Consider the following 17,160-nt stretch of genomic DNA (forward strand, 5'->3'; position numbering starts at 1 on the left):
CCTTCTCCCAGATAAAGTTTCCCGATACGTATCCGAACCCCGAACCCGCACTGCTCTCGATCCGTAGACAAACGCCGTGGTATGGTCCGGCGTTCCGCCGAAGGCCGTGCCTTCAACCAGCAATGCTGTCGTAGCCGTAATAGCCGCCCTGATATCCCGAACCGAGAAACGCGGCTTCCTGCGGCACATCGGTCAGCATCACGCCACGCATTGCCACACCGCCATTGCGCAACCGTTTCGCCGTCTCGATGATCTCGTGCAGCGGCTGGCGGCCGTGGCGCACCACCAGCAGCGTGGTGCCCGCGTATTTGCCGATCAGCGTCGAGTCAGTCACCGCCAGCACCGGCGGCGTATCGACAATAACCAGGTCGTATCGTGGCTTCAGTTCGTCAAGCAACATTTCGAAGCGTTTGCTCATCAGCAGCTCGGCCGGGTGCGTCGGCAACCTGCCCTTCGGGATCACGTCGAGACCGGGCAGCACGTCGTGCTGGATCGCCGTGCCGAGATCGGCGCCGAGCAGCACGTCGGAGAGCCCGGGCTGATGCGGGATGCCAAAATGCGAATGCACGTCGCCGCGCCGCATGTCGCCGTCGATGATCAGCACGCGCTTGTTCGCCGACGCGACCAGCGTCGACAGATTCACCGACAGGAACGACTTGCCCGCATCGGGCCGCGAGCCGGTGATCATCACCACGTTGTTGGCTGCGTGATCGAGCGACAGCTGCAGCGAAGTACGCAGATTGCGCACTCCTTCCACGGCGAGATCCCCGGGCGCCTGCTGCGCAAGCACGTGCTGTCCGCGGCGGCGGTGCGCCACGCTCTGCTGCAGGCGCAGCTGGGTCTGGCTGCGCGGCACGGCCGCGAACACCGGCACGCCGAGGATCATTTCCAGGTCGTCGGGCCGCTCGACGCCGCCGCGCATCGCGCGCTTCAGGACGACCAGCAGCAAGCCGAGCGCGAGGCCGGCGCCGAGCGAGATCAGGATCACCAACATGCGCCTCGGCCGCACCGGATCGTCGGGCACTTCGGCGAAGTCCACCACCCGCACGCCGCCCACCTGTCCCGCCTGCGCGACCCGCAGTCTCTGCACGCTACTGAGCAGACTCGTGTACAGCTCGGTGTTCACGTGCACGTCGCGCTGCAGACGTAGCGCGGTCTGCTCGGTGTCCGGCATCGTCGAGACGCTGCGGTTCATGGTGCCCTGCGCGCCCTGCAGCGCGGCGATCTGCGCGTCGAGCGCGGCGACCATCGGATGGCTCGGCGTAAAGCGCTGCAACAGCTGCGCACGCTGCTGCTGCAGATCGAGCAGCTTCGTCTTGTTGTCGACGATCTGCTGCAGCAGCAGTTTGCTCTGCTCGCCGAGATCGACGCTGCCATGGGTATTGCGGAACTTGCCGTAGCGCTCTTCCGCGTCGTCGAGCGCCTTGCGCACGTCGGCGAGCTGCTGTTCGAGAAACGCAAGGGTGTGGTCGGACTCGGTCGAACGGCTCGCGAGGTCCTGACGCACGAACTGGTGCGCCACGTTGTTGACGATCGCCGTGGTCAGCGCCGGGTCGGGGCCTTCGAGGCTCACGCGGATCACGCCGGAATCTTCCGCGGTTTCCTGCACCACCATCGTCTTCGCCAAACGGTCCACCGTACCGAGCGTGGACGCGCGCGTCAGCTCGAAACGCGAGCCGGGTGCGCCCACCAGGCTGTCGACGTGCAGCGTGATCGGGCCGACCGCGGTATCGGTCTGCACGGTTTCGCCGACGCGCCCCGACAGGATCGCGCTGCCGTGAGGATCGCGCAGCATGAAGGTGTTGTCGGCGCCCGCGACCAGCGTGAAGGTCTCGCCATACAAGTCCTTCGTCGTGTCGAAGCGCGACACCGCGATGCTCTCGTTGCCCCACGCGAACCTGGACAGGTTGATGAACGACGGCAGCCGGAACCACCAGCGCCCGTTCACGAGTCCCTCGATCTTCTTGCCGAGCACCGGCAAATAACGCGGCTTCGCGGTGATGTCGAGGTGCAGCGCACGGACCGCCTCCTCGGTGACCAGACGCGACTTCAGAAGCTCGATCTGTGCGGACGTCGACGGCTTCGAATCGTACGCGCCGGGAAGCGGCGACCCCGCATCCCGGCCGTTCGAATTGACGTTCGCCGCGTTCGACGTCCTGTCCTCGACGTGAAACAGCACGTCCGCACGATAGACCGGCGGCGCGAGGAACGCGTACGCGCAACCGAGCGCGAGCGCGATCAGCGTCACCGTCAGGACCGTGCGCCAACCGCGCACGATCGTGCGGACGTAGTCCGACAGATGCAACTGCCCCGGTTCATACACGCCGGCGTAGCGGTTTTCGTAATTGATCGCCATGTTTTCACCCAACAAGGCCTGCCGGTTCTGATATCGCGTCGCGTCTACGTCACTTCGTCAACACGACGCCCGTCACCGCCGCGTTGATCGCCGGCAACAACAGGTTCAGCACGCGGTTGAAGCGGACCAGACCGCCCTGACCGACGTACACGATGTCCTTCGGCTGCAGCTCGAACTGGTTCGCGAGCAGCATCGCCACCGGCGAGGTCGCATCGAGGTGATAGATCTGCGGCGAGTCGCTGGTCGAATTGCGGATCACGAACAGCTGCTGCCCCGAGGCCGTGTTCGAGTCGAAACTGCCGCCGTCGGAGATCGCCTGCGACAGCGTCAGCGAACCGTTGCGCAACGGCAGCACCGTAGCCGGCTTGTTGACTTCGCCCATCACGTAGACGCCGGCGTCCTCGCGCGCATTCACGCGCACGGTATCGCCCGGTTGCAGATAGATTTCCGACGGATTGCGGCCGCGCTTGACGAGGTCGTCGATGTTCAGCCGATAGGTCGTGCCGTTGCGGATCAGATCGACCCGGCTGCGGTCCGCGGTCGAGTTGAAGCCGCCGCCCAGGCCGATCGCGTTCGTCAGCGACATCGGAACATCGTTGATCGATTGCGTGCCCGGCGTGCGCACTTCGCCATCGATATACACCGTCGAGTTACGGAACGACGCGGCGCGCACCGTCACCTCAGGCTTCTGGTACACCTTGCTCAACCGCTGATTCAGCTCGCGCTGGATCTGCGAGACGGTCATGCCGGCAACGTGCAGCGTGCCCGCATACGGAAACTGGATGTTGCCCGCGTCGTCGATCAGGAAGCCCGGCATCGCATCGCTGGTACGCGCGTTGGTCGGCGGCTGGCCGAGCGCGGCAGCGAGTTCCGGGTGATCCCACACGACGATCTGCAGCACGTCGCCCGGGCCCAGCTTGTACGGCCCCGGCTTGCCGAACAGCGCCAGCGTCTCCGGCGGCAGCTGTGAAGCCTTCTGGTCGTCGCCCAGCTTCTTCAGCAAAGCCAGATTGATATCGGTAATCGGGATCTGCTTCTGCTGCGAAGCTTCGGTACTGAATTCGCCACCTGTGTCCTGCAGCGCAGCCGGCGTGATCATCCGTTGTCCCGGTACGATTTGGCATCCGGAAAGCAATACTGCTGCGCTAGCGAAAACCACAAGACTTCCTGTGCGAAAACCAAGTGAGCTCATGATCTTTACTCCTTCGCCCCGAGGCGTTGTTATTGACTTTCTAGTAAGCGTTTCGATGCACCAGTCCGGCGACAATCGTCGCGCCGATGATCCGCATGTCGAGTGCGAACGACCAGTGACCCAGGTAGTACAGGTCATGTTCGACGCGGCGCTCCATCTTCTCGATGCGGTCGGTCTCGCCACGGAAGCCGTTGATCTGCGCCCAGCCCGTGATTCCCGGTTTGATCCGGTAGCGATTGATATAGCCCGCGACCACCTTCTGATAGAGGTCGTCGTGCTCGAGCGCGTGGGGACGCGGTCCTACGACCGACATGTCGCCACGCAACACGTTGAAAAATTGCGGCAGCTCGTCGAGGCTCGTGCGGCGTAGAAACGCGCCCACTTTCGTCACGCGCTTGTCGTTGCGCGTCGCCTGGCTCAAGACGCCCTTCGCTTCCGTATGCACGCGCATCGAGCGGAACTTGTAGATCGTGAACACACGGCCGTCCGCGCCCTTGCGCTTCTGTTTGAACAGCACCGGTCCGCGCGAGGACAGCTTGACCGCGATCGCGATGCCGAGCAGCAGCGGCGCGACGGCAACGATCGCGGCCGCCGCGAACAGCCGGTCGAAAATTTCCTTCTTCAGCATCGCGTTGGCCGACAGCGGCGAGGCGACCAGATTGATCGCCGGCACGCCGAGCAGATCGACCACGCCGCTGCCTTCGAACAGCGCATGGCTGCGCACGTCCGGCATGAAGCGGATATTCACCAGGTCGTCGCGAAACTCGTCGATCAGCGAGCAGATCAGCGGTTCCTCGGACAGCGACAGCATCAGCCATAGCTCGTGCACGTCGTTGTTGCGGATGTAGTCGGCCAGCAGATCGACGCGATCGAACACCGGCACGCGCGGATTCGTCACCGCGGAGTCGTCCGGGCGCGCGTTGTAGACGGCGGTCGCGCGAAAGCCGGCGGTCGGCGCCGACTCGATACGGCGCAGGATCGCGTCGCACTGCGAACCGTTGCCGACGATTGCGACCTGATGCAGATTCATGCCTGCGCCGCGCGCCCGCGCGAGCACCGCGTGCGTGACCAGCCGATTCGCGATCAGCAGCCCACCCGTCGTTGCGGTCCAGTACGAGAACCACAGCCGCGACACGAAGTCGATGCGATGCAGCGAGTACATCAGCACGAGCGCGCAGGCCTGCACGATCAGCCACGCGAGCGACACCTGTCCGGCGAGCCCGAGCTTCGAGCGACCACGCCACGATTCGTAGACGCCGAACGCGGGGAAGATCGCGAGCGCGAACGCCGCCGAAAACATCACCAGCACCCAGTAGAAACCCGACTGGCCGAGATAGTCGAAGCGGATCCGCGACGCCACGGCCGCACCCGCCAATACCAAAGCGACATCGAAAATCCGCGCGATCAGATCCTGAAACTTGCGCATTTTGCTTACCTCGTTCTGCCTTTCCTGTTCTCTAATGGGGCGTGCATGGGCTGCTCATGGGCAGCGGCCGTAGTTGTCGTTGAACCTCACGATGTCGTCTTCGCCGAGATAGGTACCCGACTGGATTTCGATGATTTCGAGCGGCACCTTGCCCGGGTTTTCGAGGCGGTGACGGGTGCCGAGCGGAATGTAGGTCGATTCGTTTTCGCTGAGCAGGAACTGCTCTTCGCCGCGCGTGACGAGCGCAGTGCCGCGCACGACCACCCAATGCTCGGCGCGGTGATGATGCAGCTGCAATGAAAGCTTCGCGCCGGGCGTCACGACGATGCGCTTGACCTGGAAGCGCTCGCCATGATCGATCGAGTCGTAGAAGCCCCACGGGCGCCGCACCTTGCGGTGCGCGTCGGCCTCCGGCGCGTGCTGCGCCTTGATGCGCGACACGAGCCCCTTGACGTCCTGCACATGCGAGCGATCCGCCACCAGCACCGCGTCGGCGGTCTCGACCACGACGACGTTCGTGGTGCCCACGCACGCGACGAGCCGGCCTTCCGAATGCGCATAGCAGGACACCGCGCCTTCGAAGGTCACGCGGCCGCGCCCGGCGTTGCCGTTCGGGTCTTTCTCCATCGCGGCCCATACCGCGTCCCACGAGCCGAGGTCGGACCAGCCGGCTTCGAGCGGGATCACGACGCCGGGAGGAACGGCCGCGGCCGGGCTTTGCGCTTGCGTATCGTTCTCAGCGGCGGCTTGCGTTGCGGCGCTGCTCGCGCCGTCGTCTTGCGCCGGTCGCGGCTCGCTCAGATGCTCCATCACCGCGTAATCGATCGAATCGGCGGGCACGTCGACGAACGCCTCCTGCGACGGCCGGAACACTCCGCCGTCCTGCTTGCCGTTCGCGAACGCGCTTGCGCACGGCGCATGCATGTCGGGTCGCAGCGACGCGAGCGTGTCGAGCCACACGCGCGCGCGCACGATGAAAATGCCGCTATTCCACCAGTAGGTACCCGCGCTCAGGTATTGCCTCGCGATTTCCTCGGCGGGCTTCTCGACGAAACCGTCGATCGCGTGGCCGCCGGCGGGCAATGCCGCGCCGATGCGGATATAGCCGAAGCCGGTGTCGGGACGCGTCGGCGGCACGCCGAGCGTCGCGATCGCGCCCTCGCTCGCGTGGTGCGCCGCGCACGCTAGCGCGCGCTGCAGCGCGGGCACGTCGGCGATCGCGTGGTCGGCCGGCATCACGATCAGGATCGCGTCGTCGCCGGCCGCGCACGCGAGCGATGCCGCGAGCGTCAGTGCCGGCGCCGTGTCGCGGCGCGCGGGCTCGACGATCAGACGTGCGTCGACGCCGTTTTCGCGCAGTTGCTCGGCGATCACGAAGCGATGCTCCTCGCCGCACACGACGATCGGCGATGCGTCGACGCTCCAGCCCGCGGGGAAACCCTCGAGCCGCCGCGCGGTCGCTTGCAGCAGCGAGTCGGAGCCGACCACGTCGATCAGCTGCTTCGGGAAGGTTTCGCGCGACACCGGCCACAGCCGCGTGCCCGAGCCGCCCGCGAGAATGACGGGGACGATGTGCGCGCAGCGCGCGCCAGCCACCCCGGCGCCTGCGCCGTTCGGCTCGACGGATCGTGCGCTCACACCTGCCTGCGTCAACATATCGGGAATCCTTATCGATCAGCAAGGTACGACAACCAGCGAACCCGGCCCCGCATCTGTTGCGCGGCTGCCGGATCGGCCCCGTCTGCGCTACTCGCCCGCCATGCGGCGGCTTTGAATCCTGAACTCGGTCGGCGAAATCCTCATCCGCTTGCGGAACACCTTCGCAAGACGATCGCCATTGCCCATGCCGGTGCGACGCGCGATCTTGTCGACCGGCAATTCCGATTCGGTCAACAGGCTGCACGTCACCGCGAGGCGCTCGTGCAGCAGGAAACTCGACGGCGTGATACCCATTTCCATCTTGAAGCGGCGCAGAAAGTTGCGCTCGCTCATCGCCGCGACCTGCGCGGCATCCGCAATCGAAATCGCCTGCTGGCAGTTTTCCTGCAGCCAGCGCGCCGCCGCGCGAACCTTGTCGCCGGGACTCATGCCGCCGTCCTCGCCGAGCAGCGGCGTGAGGTTCGCGCACGAGTCGGACAGCAGCCGTTCGGCAGCCGAGCGCGCGGTCGCGTTGCCCAGGTCGCGCTTGATCATCGCGAGCGCGCTGCGCATCGATTCCAGCCGGTCGCTGAGTTCGACGGCGCCTTGCTCGGCCGCGCGCGAGCCGTTCGTGGTCAAGCCCGGCTGGCGCATCTCGCTGCCATCCTTCTCGTCGGGCAGGGCCGCCGCATCGAGCACCGCGCGCCCTTCGGCGATCGACCGGATCATCGCGGTGTTGCGACGCACGCGCCGCAGCCATCCGAGGAGCCGCTCGTCGCGCGCCGCCGACGCCGCGCCCTTGCCGCCCGCCACATAAAGCGCGTCGAAGCCGCCGTAATGGCGCGCGTCGAGCCCGTCGGTCCACACGCGCAAACCCGACGACGAGGTCACCATGCCGCCGGAGGCCGACAAAAACGACACGTCGTACGCCCACGCGCCCGAACCGGAAGTGGCGAGTTCGTTGGCAGCCTGGAACACCTCGGCGATCACGCCGGCTCCCTGCAACGAGCAGTCGTTGAACAACAGAATCGCGACACGACGCACGCCCTTGTTCGGCGCATGCACCCAGCGCAGCATTGCAGACTCGATACTCGCGCAGGTCATAGTCATCCTCTCGACAGGAAACGATCTACTACACCTTCACGACCACGCACAATGCGAACTCCGCGCAGTGCATCATAGCGACGGCCTCCGGCACTCCGCCGCCATGTCCGAAAGTGCAGACATATTGGCACTATGAATACGTGATCAGCCAGTGCAATTCGGCAATACCGAAACGACCGTCTTTTCAATGGATTAATCGTCTATCCGCATATCGTTGAATATGCACTTGCGAATCTTAATGCAGTTTAAAAAATGAATGCGTACGCCAGCGCACACTGCGGGGCCACTCGAAAAACGGCGCACTTCCGCTTTATCCACCTGCCAATGCGTATTTAAAAAGGATTCTTTCGCTAGAATTGGCTGCTGCCGAGTGAAATTTACCCCGCCCTCCGGAGCATGCCTGGCTTCGTCGGCAACTTTCCCTGACCGTACGCGCAAGCGCCGCGCGACCGACCCTTGCGCCGTTCAATACAAGCACTCACCGCGCCAGAAAAGATTATTTAATCGATTTTTATTGGCGAGTGAAATATAAAGGCGACGATTAACGTTTCAAACCTGAAACATGAAAATCGGAAGGCTTCAGCGCCTCCGCAATAGGCGGGCCAATGGCGGAATAGGTCGGGTGCGACCCGGTGCATTTCCGCCAGGGGATTGCGGAAATGCACTATCCGGCTTCCGCAAGGGTGGACGCTCACATTGAACGAAGTCCGCCATCCCGTCACGCGATGATGGCGACACCCGCTGAAAACGCGCCGCGTAGTGGCACGATGCGACGATAGTTCGGCGTCGACTGACAGGTTTACGGCGGGCAGGCGCACAGAGAAGTGATCCGTGAACGGGTTACGATGCCCCCGACCAACGCGCTGGAACCGCACACATGAACGGCATGTCATGGATCACGCTGATACTGGCCACGATGATCGGCGGATTCCTGTTCGCCATGATCGGCGCGGTGCTGCTCGCGCTGCTGCTCGGCAACGTGTCGGACCGGCTGTCGAGCAACGACGAGACCCGCCAGGACTCCTAGGGTCCGTTACCAGCGCGAACCAACCCTGGCTAGTTCGAAAGATCCTCAAGCGCGACATCGCGCGTCTTCGGCCCCAGCGTACCGATCGCGACCATCACGACCGCCATCGCGCCGGAGATGAACACGAACACGCCGTTCACGCCGAAGCGGCCGAGGCAGGCGGCGATCACGAACGCCGAGAACATCGCCGAAATCCGGCTCCACGAATAAACGAAGCCGACCGCGCGCGCCCGGATGCCGGTCGGAAACAGTTCGGCCTGGTACGCGTGATAGCTGTACGAAATGATGTTGCCCGCGAGCACGAGACACACGCCGAGGCTGACGAGCAGCACCGTCTCGCGCGCCTGGCTGAACGCGAGCCCGCACACGACGTTGACCGCCGCCATGCAGATGATGACGGTCTTGCGCTCGAAGCGATCCGCGATCAGCAGCCCCAGCAACGGCCCGAGCGGCGCCGCGATCGCGATGATGCTCGCGTACATCAGACTGGTCGTTACCGTGATGCCCTGCTTGATCAGCAGCGTCGGAATCCAGTTCGCGAAGCCGTAGTAGCCCATCGTCTGGAACACGTGAAAGATGATCAGCATCAGCGTGCGCTTGCGATACGGCGGCACCAGCAGATCGCGAAACGCGGCCCGCGCGCGCACCGGTTCGGGCAGCGCGGGCTCGGGCAACGGCAGGCCGCATTGGCGCTGATACTCGCGCGCGACGCGTGCTTCGAGACGCGTCATCACCGCGTCGGCTTCGGCGAGGCGGCCCTTTTGCGCGAGCCAGCGCGGGCTCTCCGGCAAGCCACGGCGAATCCACCACACCACGATCGCGCCGATCGCGCCGATCAGCACGACCACTCGCCAGCCGTCGAGGCCGAACACGCGTTGCGGCACCAGCAGATACGACAGGAACGCGACGATCGGCACCGCGCAGAAGCCGACCGCCTGCGAGCATGCCGAGGCGCGCCCGCGAATGTGCTTCGGCACGAGTTCGGAAATGTACGTGCCGATCGTGACGATCTCGACGCCGATGCCGATCCCCGCGATGAAGCGCCAGCAGTTCAGGCCGAGCGCCGTGTGCTGGAACGCCATTACGACGTTGGCCGCCGTGTACCACAGCAGCGACCATGTGAAGATCGCGCGCCGGCCGAAGCGGTCGGCGAGAAAGCCGCAGGCCGCCGTGCCGATGAACAGGCCCGCGAACAGCGCGGCGATGAAACTCGCGACGCCGCTGGTGCCGAACAGGCCGTGCGTCGTCGCCGTGAGCAGCCCGCTGTGCACGAGCCCCGGCGCGATATAGCCGGAGTACATCAGGTCGTAGAGCTCGAAGAACATGCCGAAGCTCAGCAGCATCACGAGTTGCCAGATCGTGCGAGTCGCGGGCAGCCGGTCGAGCCGCGCGGAAATGCGCGCGCCATCGAGCGCGACCGCGCCGGCGCGGCCGGCTGCGGCCGCATCGGCGCCCGCGTCCGTGGGTGAGCCATCGAGCGCGCCGGCATCGCCGAGCGCCGTTGCGTACACCGCCTGATTCGACGATTTCATCGTCTGTCTCCAGAATTTTTGGTCTATTGCCCGTTGCAACGGATGAAGCGCGGCACGACGCTCATGCAGCCGCGCGCGGCGTCGGCGCTTGCACGCCACCGCCCAGCTCCGCGATCCGCGCATCGTCGAACCCGAGCTCGCGCAGCACCTCGACGGTGTGCTCGCCGATCTTCGCGATCGGCAGGCGCGGCCCGAGACGCGCACCGTCGATCGAAATCGGCAGCAACGGCATCGCGGTTTCGCTGCCGTCGTCGAGCGTCAGCGGCACGAGGCCGCCGCTCGCGTTCAGGTGCGGATCGTCGAACAGTTCTTCGGGCTTCGTAATCGACGCGAACGGAATGTGATTGCGCTCGAACAGCGGCGCGAGCGTCGCGCCGTCGAAACGGTTCAGGCTTTCGCCGAGCGTCTGCAGCAGCCAGCCGCGCGCGAGCACGCGATCGTTGTTGGTCGCGAGGCGCGCATCGGCGAGCAGATCGTCGCGCTCGAGAATCGCGCACAGCGCACGCCACTGCGTGTCGCCCGTCGCGGCGATGAACATCTGCTCGCCATGCGCGAGCGTGAACACGTCGTAGACGGCCCACGCGCTGATGCGCTCCGGCATCGGCGCGGCGGCCACACCGGTCGCCGCGAACTGCTGCATATGCTGCGCGGACAGCAGCACGCAGTTCTCGAACAGCGCGCTCTGCACCTCCTTGCCGCGACCGCTCGCGTGCCGCTCGTGCAGCGCGGCCAGCACGCCGATCGCACCGAACATGCCGCCCATGATGTCGTTGACCGAGCTGCCCGCGCGCAGCGGACGGCCTACCGGCCCGGTCATGTACGCGAGGCCCGCCATCATCTGCACGACTTCGTCGAGCGCGAGACGATGTTCGTACGGACCATTGAGAAAGCCCTTGTGCGACACGTAGATCAGCTTCGGATTGCGCTCGCGCAGCGTCGCGTAATCGAGGCCGAGACTGGCCATGCGGCCGGGCTTGAAGTTTTCGACGAAGACGTCGGCGCTATCGACGAGTTGCTTCAGCGCGGCGAGACCGGCTTCGCTGTCGAGATCGAGCGCGACGCTCTTCTTGTTGCGATTGAAGGTGCGGAAGAAGCCCGCGCCGGTGCCGAGCAGCCAGCGCGTGCCGTCGCCGCGCGGCGGCTCGACCTTGATCACTTCGGCGCCGAGGTCGCCGAGAATCATCCCGCAGGTCGGCCCCATCACCATATGCGACAACTCGATCACGCGGATGCCCGCGAGCGGCAACGTGGCCGGTTGCGGCGAAGAGGTCGACGACGAAGACGAAGCTGAGGAAAGCGGAGTCATTGCGGCACCTGCTGAACGGAACAATGGGAACAAGGGAAAGCTTCGGCGTGCCCGGCGGCTTCGCGCGCAACCGGTTGCGCGTCCGCGAACTGTTTCGGCAATCCCGCGCGCGCGAGATAGCCATACAGCGGCTCGCCCGGCAGCGCCTGCTCGAGCACCGCGCGCGATGCGAGCAGCCGCGCGATGTCGATGCCGGTGTCGTAGCCCATGCTGTCGAGCATGAACACGAGGTCTTCGGTATTGAGGTTGCCGGTCGCGCCCGGCGCATGCGGACAGCCGCCGAGACCGGCCAGCGACGCATCGAACTCGCGGACGCCGTGGCGCAACGCGACCAGCGTGTTGGCGAGCCCGAGGCCGCGCGTGTCGTGGAAATGCAGCGAGCGCAGCCGGGCGCCCGCGACGTCGCGCACCAGCTCGATGACCTCGCCGACCTGGCGCGGCGTCGCTTCGCCGGTCGTGTCGCCGAGCGCGATCACGTCGGCGCCGGCCTGCACCGCGGCGCGCGCGATCGCGGCAATGTCCGCATAGGGCACCGCGCCCTGCAACGTGCAGCCGAACACCGTCGACAAACCGGCGATTAACTCGACGCGGCGGCCACCTGCCGAACACGCGCCGTCGATCAGCTCACGCATCGCGGCGAACGCGTCGATCATCTCGGCGGGCGTCTTGCGCACGTTCGCGAGGCTATGCGCGACGCTCACGGAAATCGGCGCGACGATGCGCTGCACGCCGGCGTCGAGCGCGTGCTGCGCGCCCTTCAGGTTCGGCACGAGCGCGGTGACGCTCAGATCGTCGTAACTACGGGCGTGGGCGACTACCTGGGCGGCGTCCGCCATTTGCGGCAGCAGCCTGGCCGGCACGAACGACGCGACTTCCATGTGGCGCACGCCGGCCGCGTAGGCGGCGTCGATCCAGCGCCGTTTGTCGTCGGTGGACATGATGCGGGCAATGCTTTGCAGACCGTCGCGCAGACCGACTTCGGTCACGACGACGCGCTCGCGGGTTTCATTCATCGGTTGGAATCCTGAGTCGTGGACACGAGCCTCGCGTGCTCGCTGGATGGAACGGAAGCGCTAACTGGATCACAGCGTGCCCGCATGCCGACGCGCGGCAAAGTCTGCTTTGACGACGCACACCATCGCCGCTCGCGATGACCGCTCAGGCAGATGGAGCGGGCTTTGGCGCTCGCCTGGGTGAAATGCTTAGGGGTTTGTCTGGAGAGGTGGCGGACGGCGTGCGTTGCCGGGGCACGTGTAGAGGGCTCCCGGTACGGGCGTCCAACCGCGTCGCCCGTCTTACATCGCGCCCAGCAGATGCTCGAGCAAGCGCGCGGCGGCCAGCGTCAACGCCGCGCGATCGCGCACGCAGATCACGAAGCGCCGCTCGGCCCACGCCTCGCGCAGCGGCACCGCGACGATGCCGTACTCGTCGGCGGCATGGCGCGGCAGCGCCTCGCGTGGCAGGATCGCGACCGCGAGACCCGCCTGGATGAAGCGGAAGGCGGCATCGAAGGTCGACACATAGGTGCGGTAATTCAACTCGCTGCCTTTCTCCAGCGCGATGCGCTGCATCAGCGCATTGACCGACGCATTCGACGCGAGCCCCAGATGATCGAACCCGAGCGTCTGCGCGAAGCCCACCTGCGTCTCGCCCGCGAGCGGATGCGCGCGCGGCACGATCAGCGCGAGATGGTCGGCGCGATACGGCAGCGTGTCGAGACTGCCGAGCGGCACCGTGTCGCGGCAGATGCCCAGATCGGCGACGCCCTCTTCGAGCCCGCGCACGATGTCCGCGCTGACGCGCTCCTCGACATCGACGCGAATCGCCGGATTCGCCTGCAAAAACGCCGCCAGCGCCTCGGGCAGAAACTCCACCATCGACGACACGTTCGCCAGCACGCGCACATGCCCGCGCGCGCCGGCCGCATATTCGCTGAGCTCGGCCTGCAGGCGCTCGTGGCCGCGCATGATGAGCCGCGCGTGGCGCAACAGCGCTTCGCCGGCGGCGGTCGCGCGCACCCCGCGCTGGCTGCGCGACAGCAACGCGACATCGACGAGCGCTTCGAGATCGGCGAGCCGCTTGCTGACCGCCGACGGCGCGATGAACTCGCGCTCGGCCGCGCGCGCGATCGTGCCTTCCTCGCACACGGCGATGAACAAGCGCAGCGTCACCTGATCGATTTGCCACATCGGCGCAGCGGATTCATGGGTTGGGAGTGGGGAAAATTATGCCCTGAGGACGGCGGGCGCTGAAGTGGGTTTGGGCTGTCCCCGCCCTTGCCCGCGACTTTCGGTCTGGCTATGCTGGCGGGTGCGCCGGCGTCCGCAGGCGGCTGCGCCAACCAGAACAACGTTCGAGAACCTGCTCATGTCCACCACCAGTCTGTTTTTCACCGCTGCCGGCGTCGGCCTCGCGATCGCCGCGCCGGTCGGCCCGATGGGCATGCTGTGCATCCGCCGCACGCTGACCGGCGGCCCGCGCGCGGGACTCGCGATCGGCTTCGGCATCGCGAGCGGCGACGCGGCCTACGGCCTCATCGCGGCGCTCGGCCTCGTCGGCATTTCGCAGTTCATGCTCGCCTACGATCGTCCGCTGCATCTGCTCGCGGGCTTGTTCCTGCTGTATCTCGGCGTGCGCGCGCTGCTGCAGAAGCAGCCCGCCGACGCCGCCGACGGCAACGGCAACGGCAATGGCGACGGCAAGCTCGCGCAGATCGGCCGCGCCGGCGCGCTGCGCGCCTACGCGAGCGCGCTGCTGCTGACGCTGACCAATCCGCAGACCGTCATCATGTTCGCCGCGCTGTTCACGACGCTCGCACCGCGCGGCGCGTTCTCGCCGGCCATCGCGCTGACGACGGTCGGCGGCGTGTTCGCCGGTTCGATCGCGTGGTGGTGCTGTCTGGTGACCGTGGTGTCGCTCGCGCGTCATGCGATCGGCAGCAGGCTGCGCGTCGCGATCGATCGCGTGGTCGGCATCACGCTGGCGGCGTTCGGCGTGGTCGAAATCCGCCGCGCGCTCTGAGCGGCACCCAGCACGACCTGCGATACCCGGCGCCGGACATACCAGATGGCCCCCGGCGCCGTATAGCGCGCACTCGCTTTGCAGGCCCCGAACGGAGCCGACACAAGCCGCGGCGCGCTCGCCCTGAGTGCGAGCCGCACGCAGGCGCGGCAGTTTTGCGACAATAGCGCCTTTCGCCGCACCGGCGGCGGCCGACGCGCCCCTACCGCGCACCGCACGCCGCCGCACCAAACCGCCCCGGCGCGTACGCCGGCCTTGCCGCCCAACCCTTCACCCGCGCTGCGTCAGCTGTCCGTTCAATGGCTCTACCCCATATCGATCTGCTGTACTCCGTCTCCGGCCTGTTCGTCGGCTTTCTGGTCGGGCTGACAGGCGTCGGCGGCGGCTCGCTGATGACGCCGATCCTCGTCCTGCTGTTCAAGGTGCACCCTGCCACCGCGGTCGGCACCGACCTGCTGTACGCGGCCGCCACCAAGGCGACCGGCACGCTGGTGCACGGCCTGAAGGGTTCGGTCGACTGGCAGGTCACGCTGCGCCTCGCGGCCGGCAGCGTGCCCGCGGCCACCATCACGCTGATCCTGCTGCATCGCTACGGGATGGACACGCCGGGCGCGGGCCGGCTGATCCAGGTCGTGCTCGGCGTGGCGCTGCTGATTACCGCGGTCGCGCTGGTGTTCCGTCCGCAGCTGGCGGCGCTCGGCGCGCGCAAGCTACGCGTGCCGAGCCAGGGACGCACGCTCGCGCTGACGATGCTGACCGGCGCGATTCTCGGCGTGCTGGTGTCTCTGACGTCGGTGGGCGCGGGCGCCATCGGCGTGACGGTGTTGCTGCTGCTGTATCCGATGCTGCCGACGACACGCATCGTCGGCTCCGACATCGCGCACGCGGTGCCGCTGACCTTGCTCGCGGGTGCCGGACATTGGCTGCTCGGCTCGATCGACTGGTCGATGCTGCTGTCGCTGCTGGTGGGATCGCTGCCCGGCATCGCGATCGGCAGCTATCTGGCCTCGCGCGCGCCCGAGGCGCTGCTGCGCAATCTGCTTGCGGCGACGCTGACGCTGGTCGGTGTGCGGCTGGTGTTGTCGTGATGCGCCGCAGCCCGCAACCCGTGTCTATTTGAAAAACCGGCAGGTCAGATCCGCCTCGAACTGCCGGACCCACTTGCCGTGACGGTCGCGATACGACTGTGACCAGCGGCCGCGCCGCACGGTGACGAGCCGCTCGTGCGCCGGCTCACCGGGTGCCGCGCTCGCGCTGATGTCGAAATGCGCGGGCGCGAAACCGTGTCGTGCGCACACCAGTTCGAATGCCGCGCGATCGCCGATCGGCAGATCGATATAGCGAAACTGCGTGGTTTCCATGACCTTGGCTCCCCGTACCCTTCTCGTCACAGTACCCCCCGCGATGCATCGGCAATGTGTCGCAGCGCACGAATCCGCGGCGGCCGGGCTCCGCTAAGGACCCGTACGTGCGGCAAGCCGCATTGCTGCGGCCCCGCAAACCTCGCAGAGTGCGAGGCGCCCAAACCGGTGGCGAAAAAAAAGCTCCGGCGATCATGCCGGAGCCTTGAGATTGATGAATAGTTCTCGCGACGCGATGCAGGCGCGACGTCAAACCGTCTGCGCGACGCCGATGACGGCGCCCATGCACCACGCCGATGCGCACCGCCGCGCGACGCGGCCCTTGCGGCGCCGCGCGCGCACGCGCACCGCTTACTGCTCCTTCGTCGTCAGCTTGTTCGTCACCGACGTCACGCCCTCGACACCCTTGGCGGCTTCGGCGGCCTTATCGGCCTGGCCCTGGTCCGGCACCGTGCCGCTGAGCGTCACCGCGCCGCCGCGCACGCGCACGGCGATGTGCGACACGTCGAGACCCTGGGTCTTGGTCAGCGCGTGGCGTACTTTACGGTTGAGTTCGTGATTCGCCGCCTTGCCGGACTTGACCGCGGCTGCCGCCGACGCCGTATCCGGAGAGTTTTGGGCGTAGACGCTGCACGCCACCACCATCGCCACAACCGTACCCAGTGCTTTCAGAAAACCGACCGTCTTCATAGCTCTCTTCTCCTTGGTTTCACAGTGGACCGCATGAACAAGCGGCTTCGTTACGACTAAGGGCGGGCGTCATCACGGGAAACGCTCGTGAGCGACGGCCGACAACGGCTGTGCACGCTGTGCAAGAGGCGAGAGAGGCTGGTCACCGGCAACCGGTAACCGTCAAACCGCGAAGTCCGCCGACGCACCCGGTTCTTGTCCGTCTTGCCGGGATCGCGCCGCAAACGTTGGATCGCGGCAAGCGATGCCCAATTTAATCTAGCCGGGACAGAAGCGCAAAGGGTTTAGCGCGCGGCGTGGCGCGCCGACAGCGGGTGCGTGATGCGTGCCGGATAGGGGCGCATCACACGCACCGTGGTCGCGCGAAATTTGCTCGGGCGTCGTGCCGGTGCTCAGGCTGGCGCAGGTTGCGGCGCCCATCGCGGCGTTCACTGCAGCGCTCACCATTTGTTACGCGTTTGTCGACGTGGCGGGCGGCTGCGCGTTTCGCGGCTGCGCCAATCTCAG

General features: G+C 66.3%; 14 protein-coding genes. 3 read left to right on the plus strand and 11 right to left on the minus strand.

Annotation, left to right across the window (positions count from 1 at the left end; translation table 11 throughout):
- Positions 1-112 precede the first annotated feature (112 nt).
- The 5 genes from EVC45_RS04780 to EVC45_RS04800 all read right to left on the minus strand — a co-directional run bounded on the left by EVC45_RS04780 (position 113) and on the right by EVC45_RS04800 (position 7,716).
- Positions 113-2,356, minus strand: coding sequence for a polysaccharide biosynthesis tyrosine autokinase (locus tag EVC45_RS04780; protein ID WP_129956886.1), 2,244 nt, complete (start codon positions 2,354-2,356; stop codon positions 113-115).
- A gap of 49 nt (positions 2,357-2,405) precedes the next feature.
- Positions 2,406-3,548: a polysaccharide biosynthesis/export family protein gene (locus tag EVC45_RS04785; RefSeq protein WP_211193368.1), complete on the minus strand. Its 1,143-nt coding sequence runs from the start codon at positions 3,546-3,548 to the stop codon at positions 2,406-2,408.
- 40 nt (positions 3,549-3,588) lie between these two features.
- A complete protein-coding gene (locus EVC45_RS04790) occupies positions 3,589-4,974 on the minus strand; it encodes an undecaprenyl-phosphate glucose phosphotransferase (protein WP_129956888.1) in 1,386 nt (461 codons plus the stop codon).
- A 54-nt stretch (positions 4,975-5,028) separates the two neighbouring features.
- Complete coding sequence (locus EVC45_RS04795) at positions 5,029-6,630, minus strand: sugar phosphate nucleotidyltransferase (RefSeq protein WP_129956889.1); 1,602 nt, start codon at positions 6,628-6,630, stop codon at positions 5,029-5,031.
- A 90-nt stretch (positions 6,631-6,720) separates the two neighbouring features.
- A complete protein-coding gene (locus EVC45_RS04800; RefSeq protein ID WP_168991413.1) occupies positions 6,721-7,716 on the minus strand; it encodes a GlxA family transcriptional regulator in 996 nt (331 codons plus the stop codon).
- An 877-nt stretch (positions 7,717-8,593) separates the two neighbouring features.
- Between EVC45_RS04800 and EVC45_RS45510 the strand changes: the two genes are divergently transcribed.
- The gene (locus EVC45_RS45510) at positions 8,594-8,743 is read left to right on the plus strand and encodes a hypothetical protein (RefSeq protein ID WP_168991408.1); all 150 of its coding nucleotides are present in this window, start codon (positions 8,594-8,596) and stop codon (positions 8,741-8,743) included.
- A 29-nt stretch (positions 8,744-8,772) separates the two neighbouring features.
- On the opposite strand, the gene EVC45_RS04805 is transcribed toward EVC45_RS45510, so the two are convergent.
- The 4 genes from EVC45_RS04805 to EVC45_RS04820 form a co-directional block, all read right to left on the minus strand.
- Positions 8,773-10,275, minus strand: a complete 1,503-nt coding sequence (locus tag EVC45_RS04805; RefSeq protein WP_129956890.1) for an MFS transporter — start codon at positions 10,273-10,275, stop codon at positions 8,773-8,775.
- A 61-nt stretch (positions 10,276-10,336) separates the two neighbouring features.
- On the minus strand, positions 10,337-11,581 hold the full coding sequence (locus tag EVC45_RS04810) for a CaiB/BaiF CoA-transferase family protein (protein WP_129956891.1): 1,245 nt from the start codon (positions 11,579-11,581) through the stop codon (positions 10,337-10,339).
- A complete protein-coding gene (locus tag EVC45_RS04815) occupies positions 11,578-12,594 on the minus strand; it encodes a hydroxymethylglutaryl-CoA lyase (protein WP_129956892.1) in 1,017 nt (338 codons plus the stop codon). Before EVC45_RS04815 ends, EVC45_RS04810 begins: the two co-directional genes overlap by 4 nt.
- A gap of 282 nt (positions 12,595-12,876) precedes the next feature.
- Positions 12,877-13,770 (minus strand): LysR substrate-binding domain-containing protein, encoded by an 894-nt coding sequence (locus EVC45_RS04820; RefSeq protein ID WP_129956893.1) that lies wholly within the window; start codon positions 13,768-13,770, stop codon positions 12,877-12,879.
- A gap of 178 nt (positions 13,771-13,948) precedes the next feature.
- On the opposite strand from EVC45_RS04820, the gene EVC45_RS04825 reads away from it, so the two are divergent.
- Together EVC45_RS04825 and EVC45_RS04830 are read left to right on the plus strand one after the other, a co-directional pair.
- The gene (locus EVC45_RS04825; protein WP_129956894.1) at positions 13,949-14,602 is read left to right on the plus strand and encodes a LysE family translocator; all 654 of its coding nucleotides are present in this window, start codon (positions 13,949-13,951) and stop codon (positions 14,600-14,602) included.
- 299 nt (positions 14,603-14,901) lie between these two features.
- Positions 14,902-15,690 carry a sulfite exporter TauE/SafE family protein gene (locus EVC45_RS04830; protein ID WP_129956895.1) on the plus strand — a complete coding sequence of 263 codons (789 nt, stop codon included), beginning with the start codon at positions 14,902-14,904 and terminating at the stop codon, positions 15,688-15,690.
- Between the two features lie 24 nt (positions 15,691-15,714).
- Here the strand turns inward: EVC45_RS04830 and EVC45_RS04835 are convergent, their stop codons facing one another.
- Both EVC45_RS04835 and EVC45_RS04840 read right to left on the minus strand, forming a co-directional pair.
- Positions 15,715-15,963 (minus strand): hypothetical protein, encoded by a 249-nt coding sequence (locus EVC45_RS04835; protein ID WP_129956896.1) that lies wholly within the window; start codon positions 15,961-15,963, stop codon positions 15,715-15,717.
- A 351-nt stretch (positions 15,964-16,314) separates the two neighbouring features.
- Positions 16,315-16,653: a BON domain-containing protein gene (locus EVC45_RS04840; protein WP_129956897.1), complete on the minus strand. Its 339-nt coding sequence runs from the start codon at positions 16,651-16,653 to the stop codon at positions 16,315-16,317.
- Between the last annotated feature and the right edge of the window lie 507 nt (positions 16,654-17,160).

The sequence above is a fragment of the Paraburkholderia sp. UYCP14C genome (assembly GCF_004197395.1).
Classification (GTDB): domain Bacteria; phylum Pseudomonadota; class Gammaproteobacteria; order Burkholderiales; family Burkholderiaceae; genus Paraburkholderia.

Coding starts and splice junctions, on each gene's coding strand:
- EVC45_RS04830 (WP_129956895.1), top strand. CDS start 14,902: ATGGCTCTACCCCATATCGATCTGCTGTACTCCGTCTCCGGCCTGTTC.
- EVC45_RS04825 (WP_129956894.1), top strand. CDS start 13,949: ATGTCCACCACCAGTCTGTTTTTCACCGCTGCCGGCGTCGGCCTCGCG.
- EVC45_RS04785 (WP_211193368.1), bottom strand. CDS start 3,548: ATGAGCTCACTTGGTTTTCGCACAGGAAGTCTTGTGGTTTTCGCTAGC.
- EVC45_RS04835 (WP_129956896.1), bottom strand. CDS start 15,963: ATGGAAACCACGCAGTTTCGCTATATCGATCTGCCGATCGGCGATCGC.
- EVC45_RS04790 (WP_129956888.1), bottom strand. CDS start 4,974: ATGCGCAAGTTTCAGGATCTGATCGCGCGGATTTTCGATGTCGCTTTG.
- EVC45_RS45510 (WP_168991408.1), top strand. CDS start 8,594: ATGAACGGCATGTCATGGATCACGCTGATACTGGCCACGATGATCGGC.
- EVC45_RS04815 (WP_129956892.1), bottom strand. CDS start 12,594: ATGAATGAAACCCGCGAGCGCGTCGTCGTGACCGAAGTCGGTCTGCGC.
- EVC45_RS04795 (WP_129956889.1), bottom strand. CDS start 6,630: ATGTTGACGCAGGCAGGTGTGAGCGCACGATCCGTCGAGCCGAACGGC.
- EVC45_RS04820 (WP_129956893.1), bottom strand. CDS start 13,770: ATGTGGCAAATCGATCAGGTGACGCTGCGCTTGTTCATCGCCGTGTGC.
- EVC45_RS04840 (WP_129956897.1), bottom strand. CDS start 16,653: ATGAAGACGGTCGGTTTTCTGAAAGCACTGGGTACGGTTGTGGCGATG.
- EVC45_RS04805 (WP_129956890.1), bottom strand. CDS start 10,275: ATGAAATCGTCGAATCAGGCGGTGTACGCAACGGCGCTCGGCGATGCC.
- EVC45_RS04800 (WP_168991413.1), bottom strand. CDS start 7,716: ATGACCTGCGCGAGTATCGAGTCTGCAATGCTGCGCTGGGTGCATGCG.
- EVC45_RS04810 (WP_129956891.1), bottom strand. CDS start 11,581: ATGACTCCGCTTTCCTCAGCTTCGTCTTCGTCGTCGACCTCTTCGCCG.
- EVC45_RS04780 (WP_129956886.1), bottom strand. CDS start 2,356: ATGGCGATCAATTACGAAAACCGCTACGCCGGCGTGTATGAACCGGGG.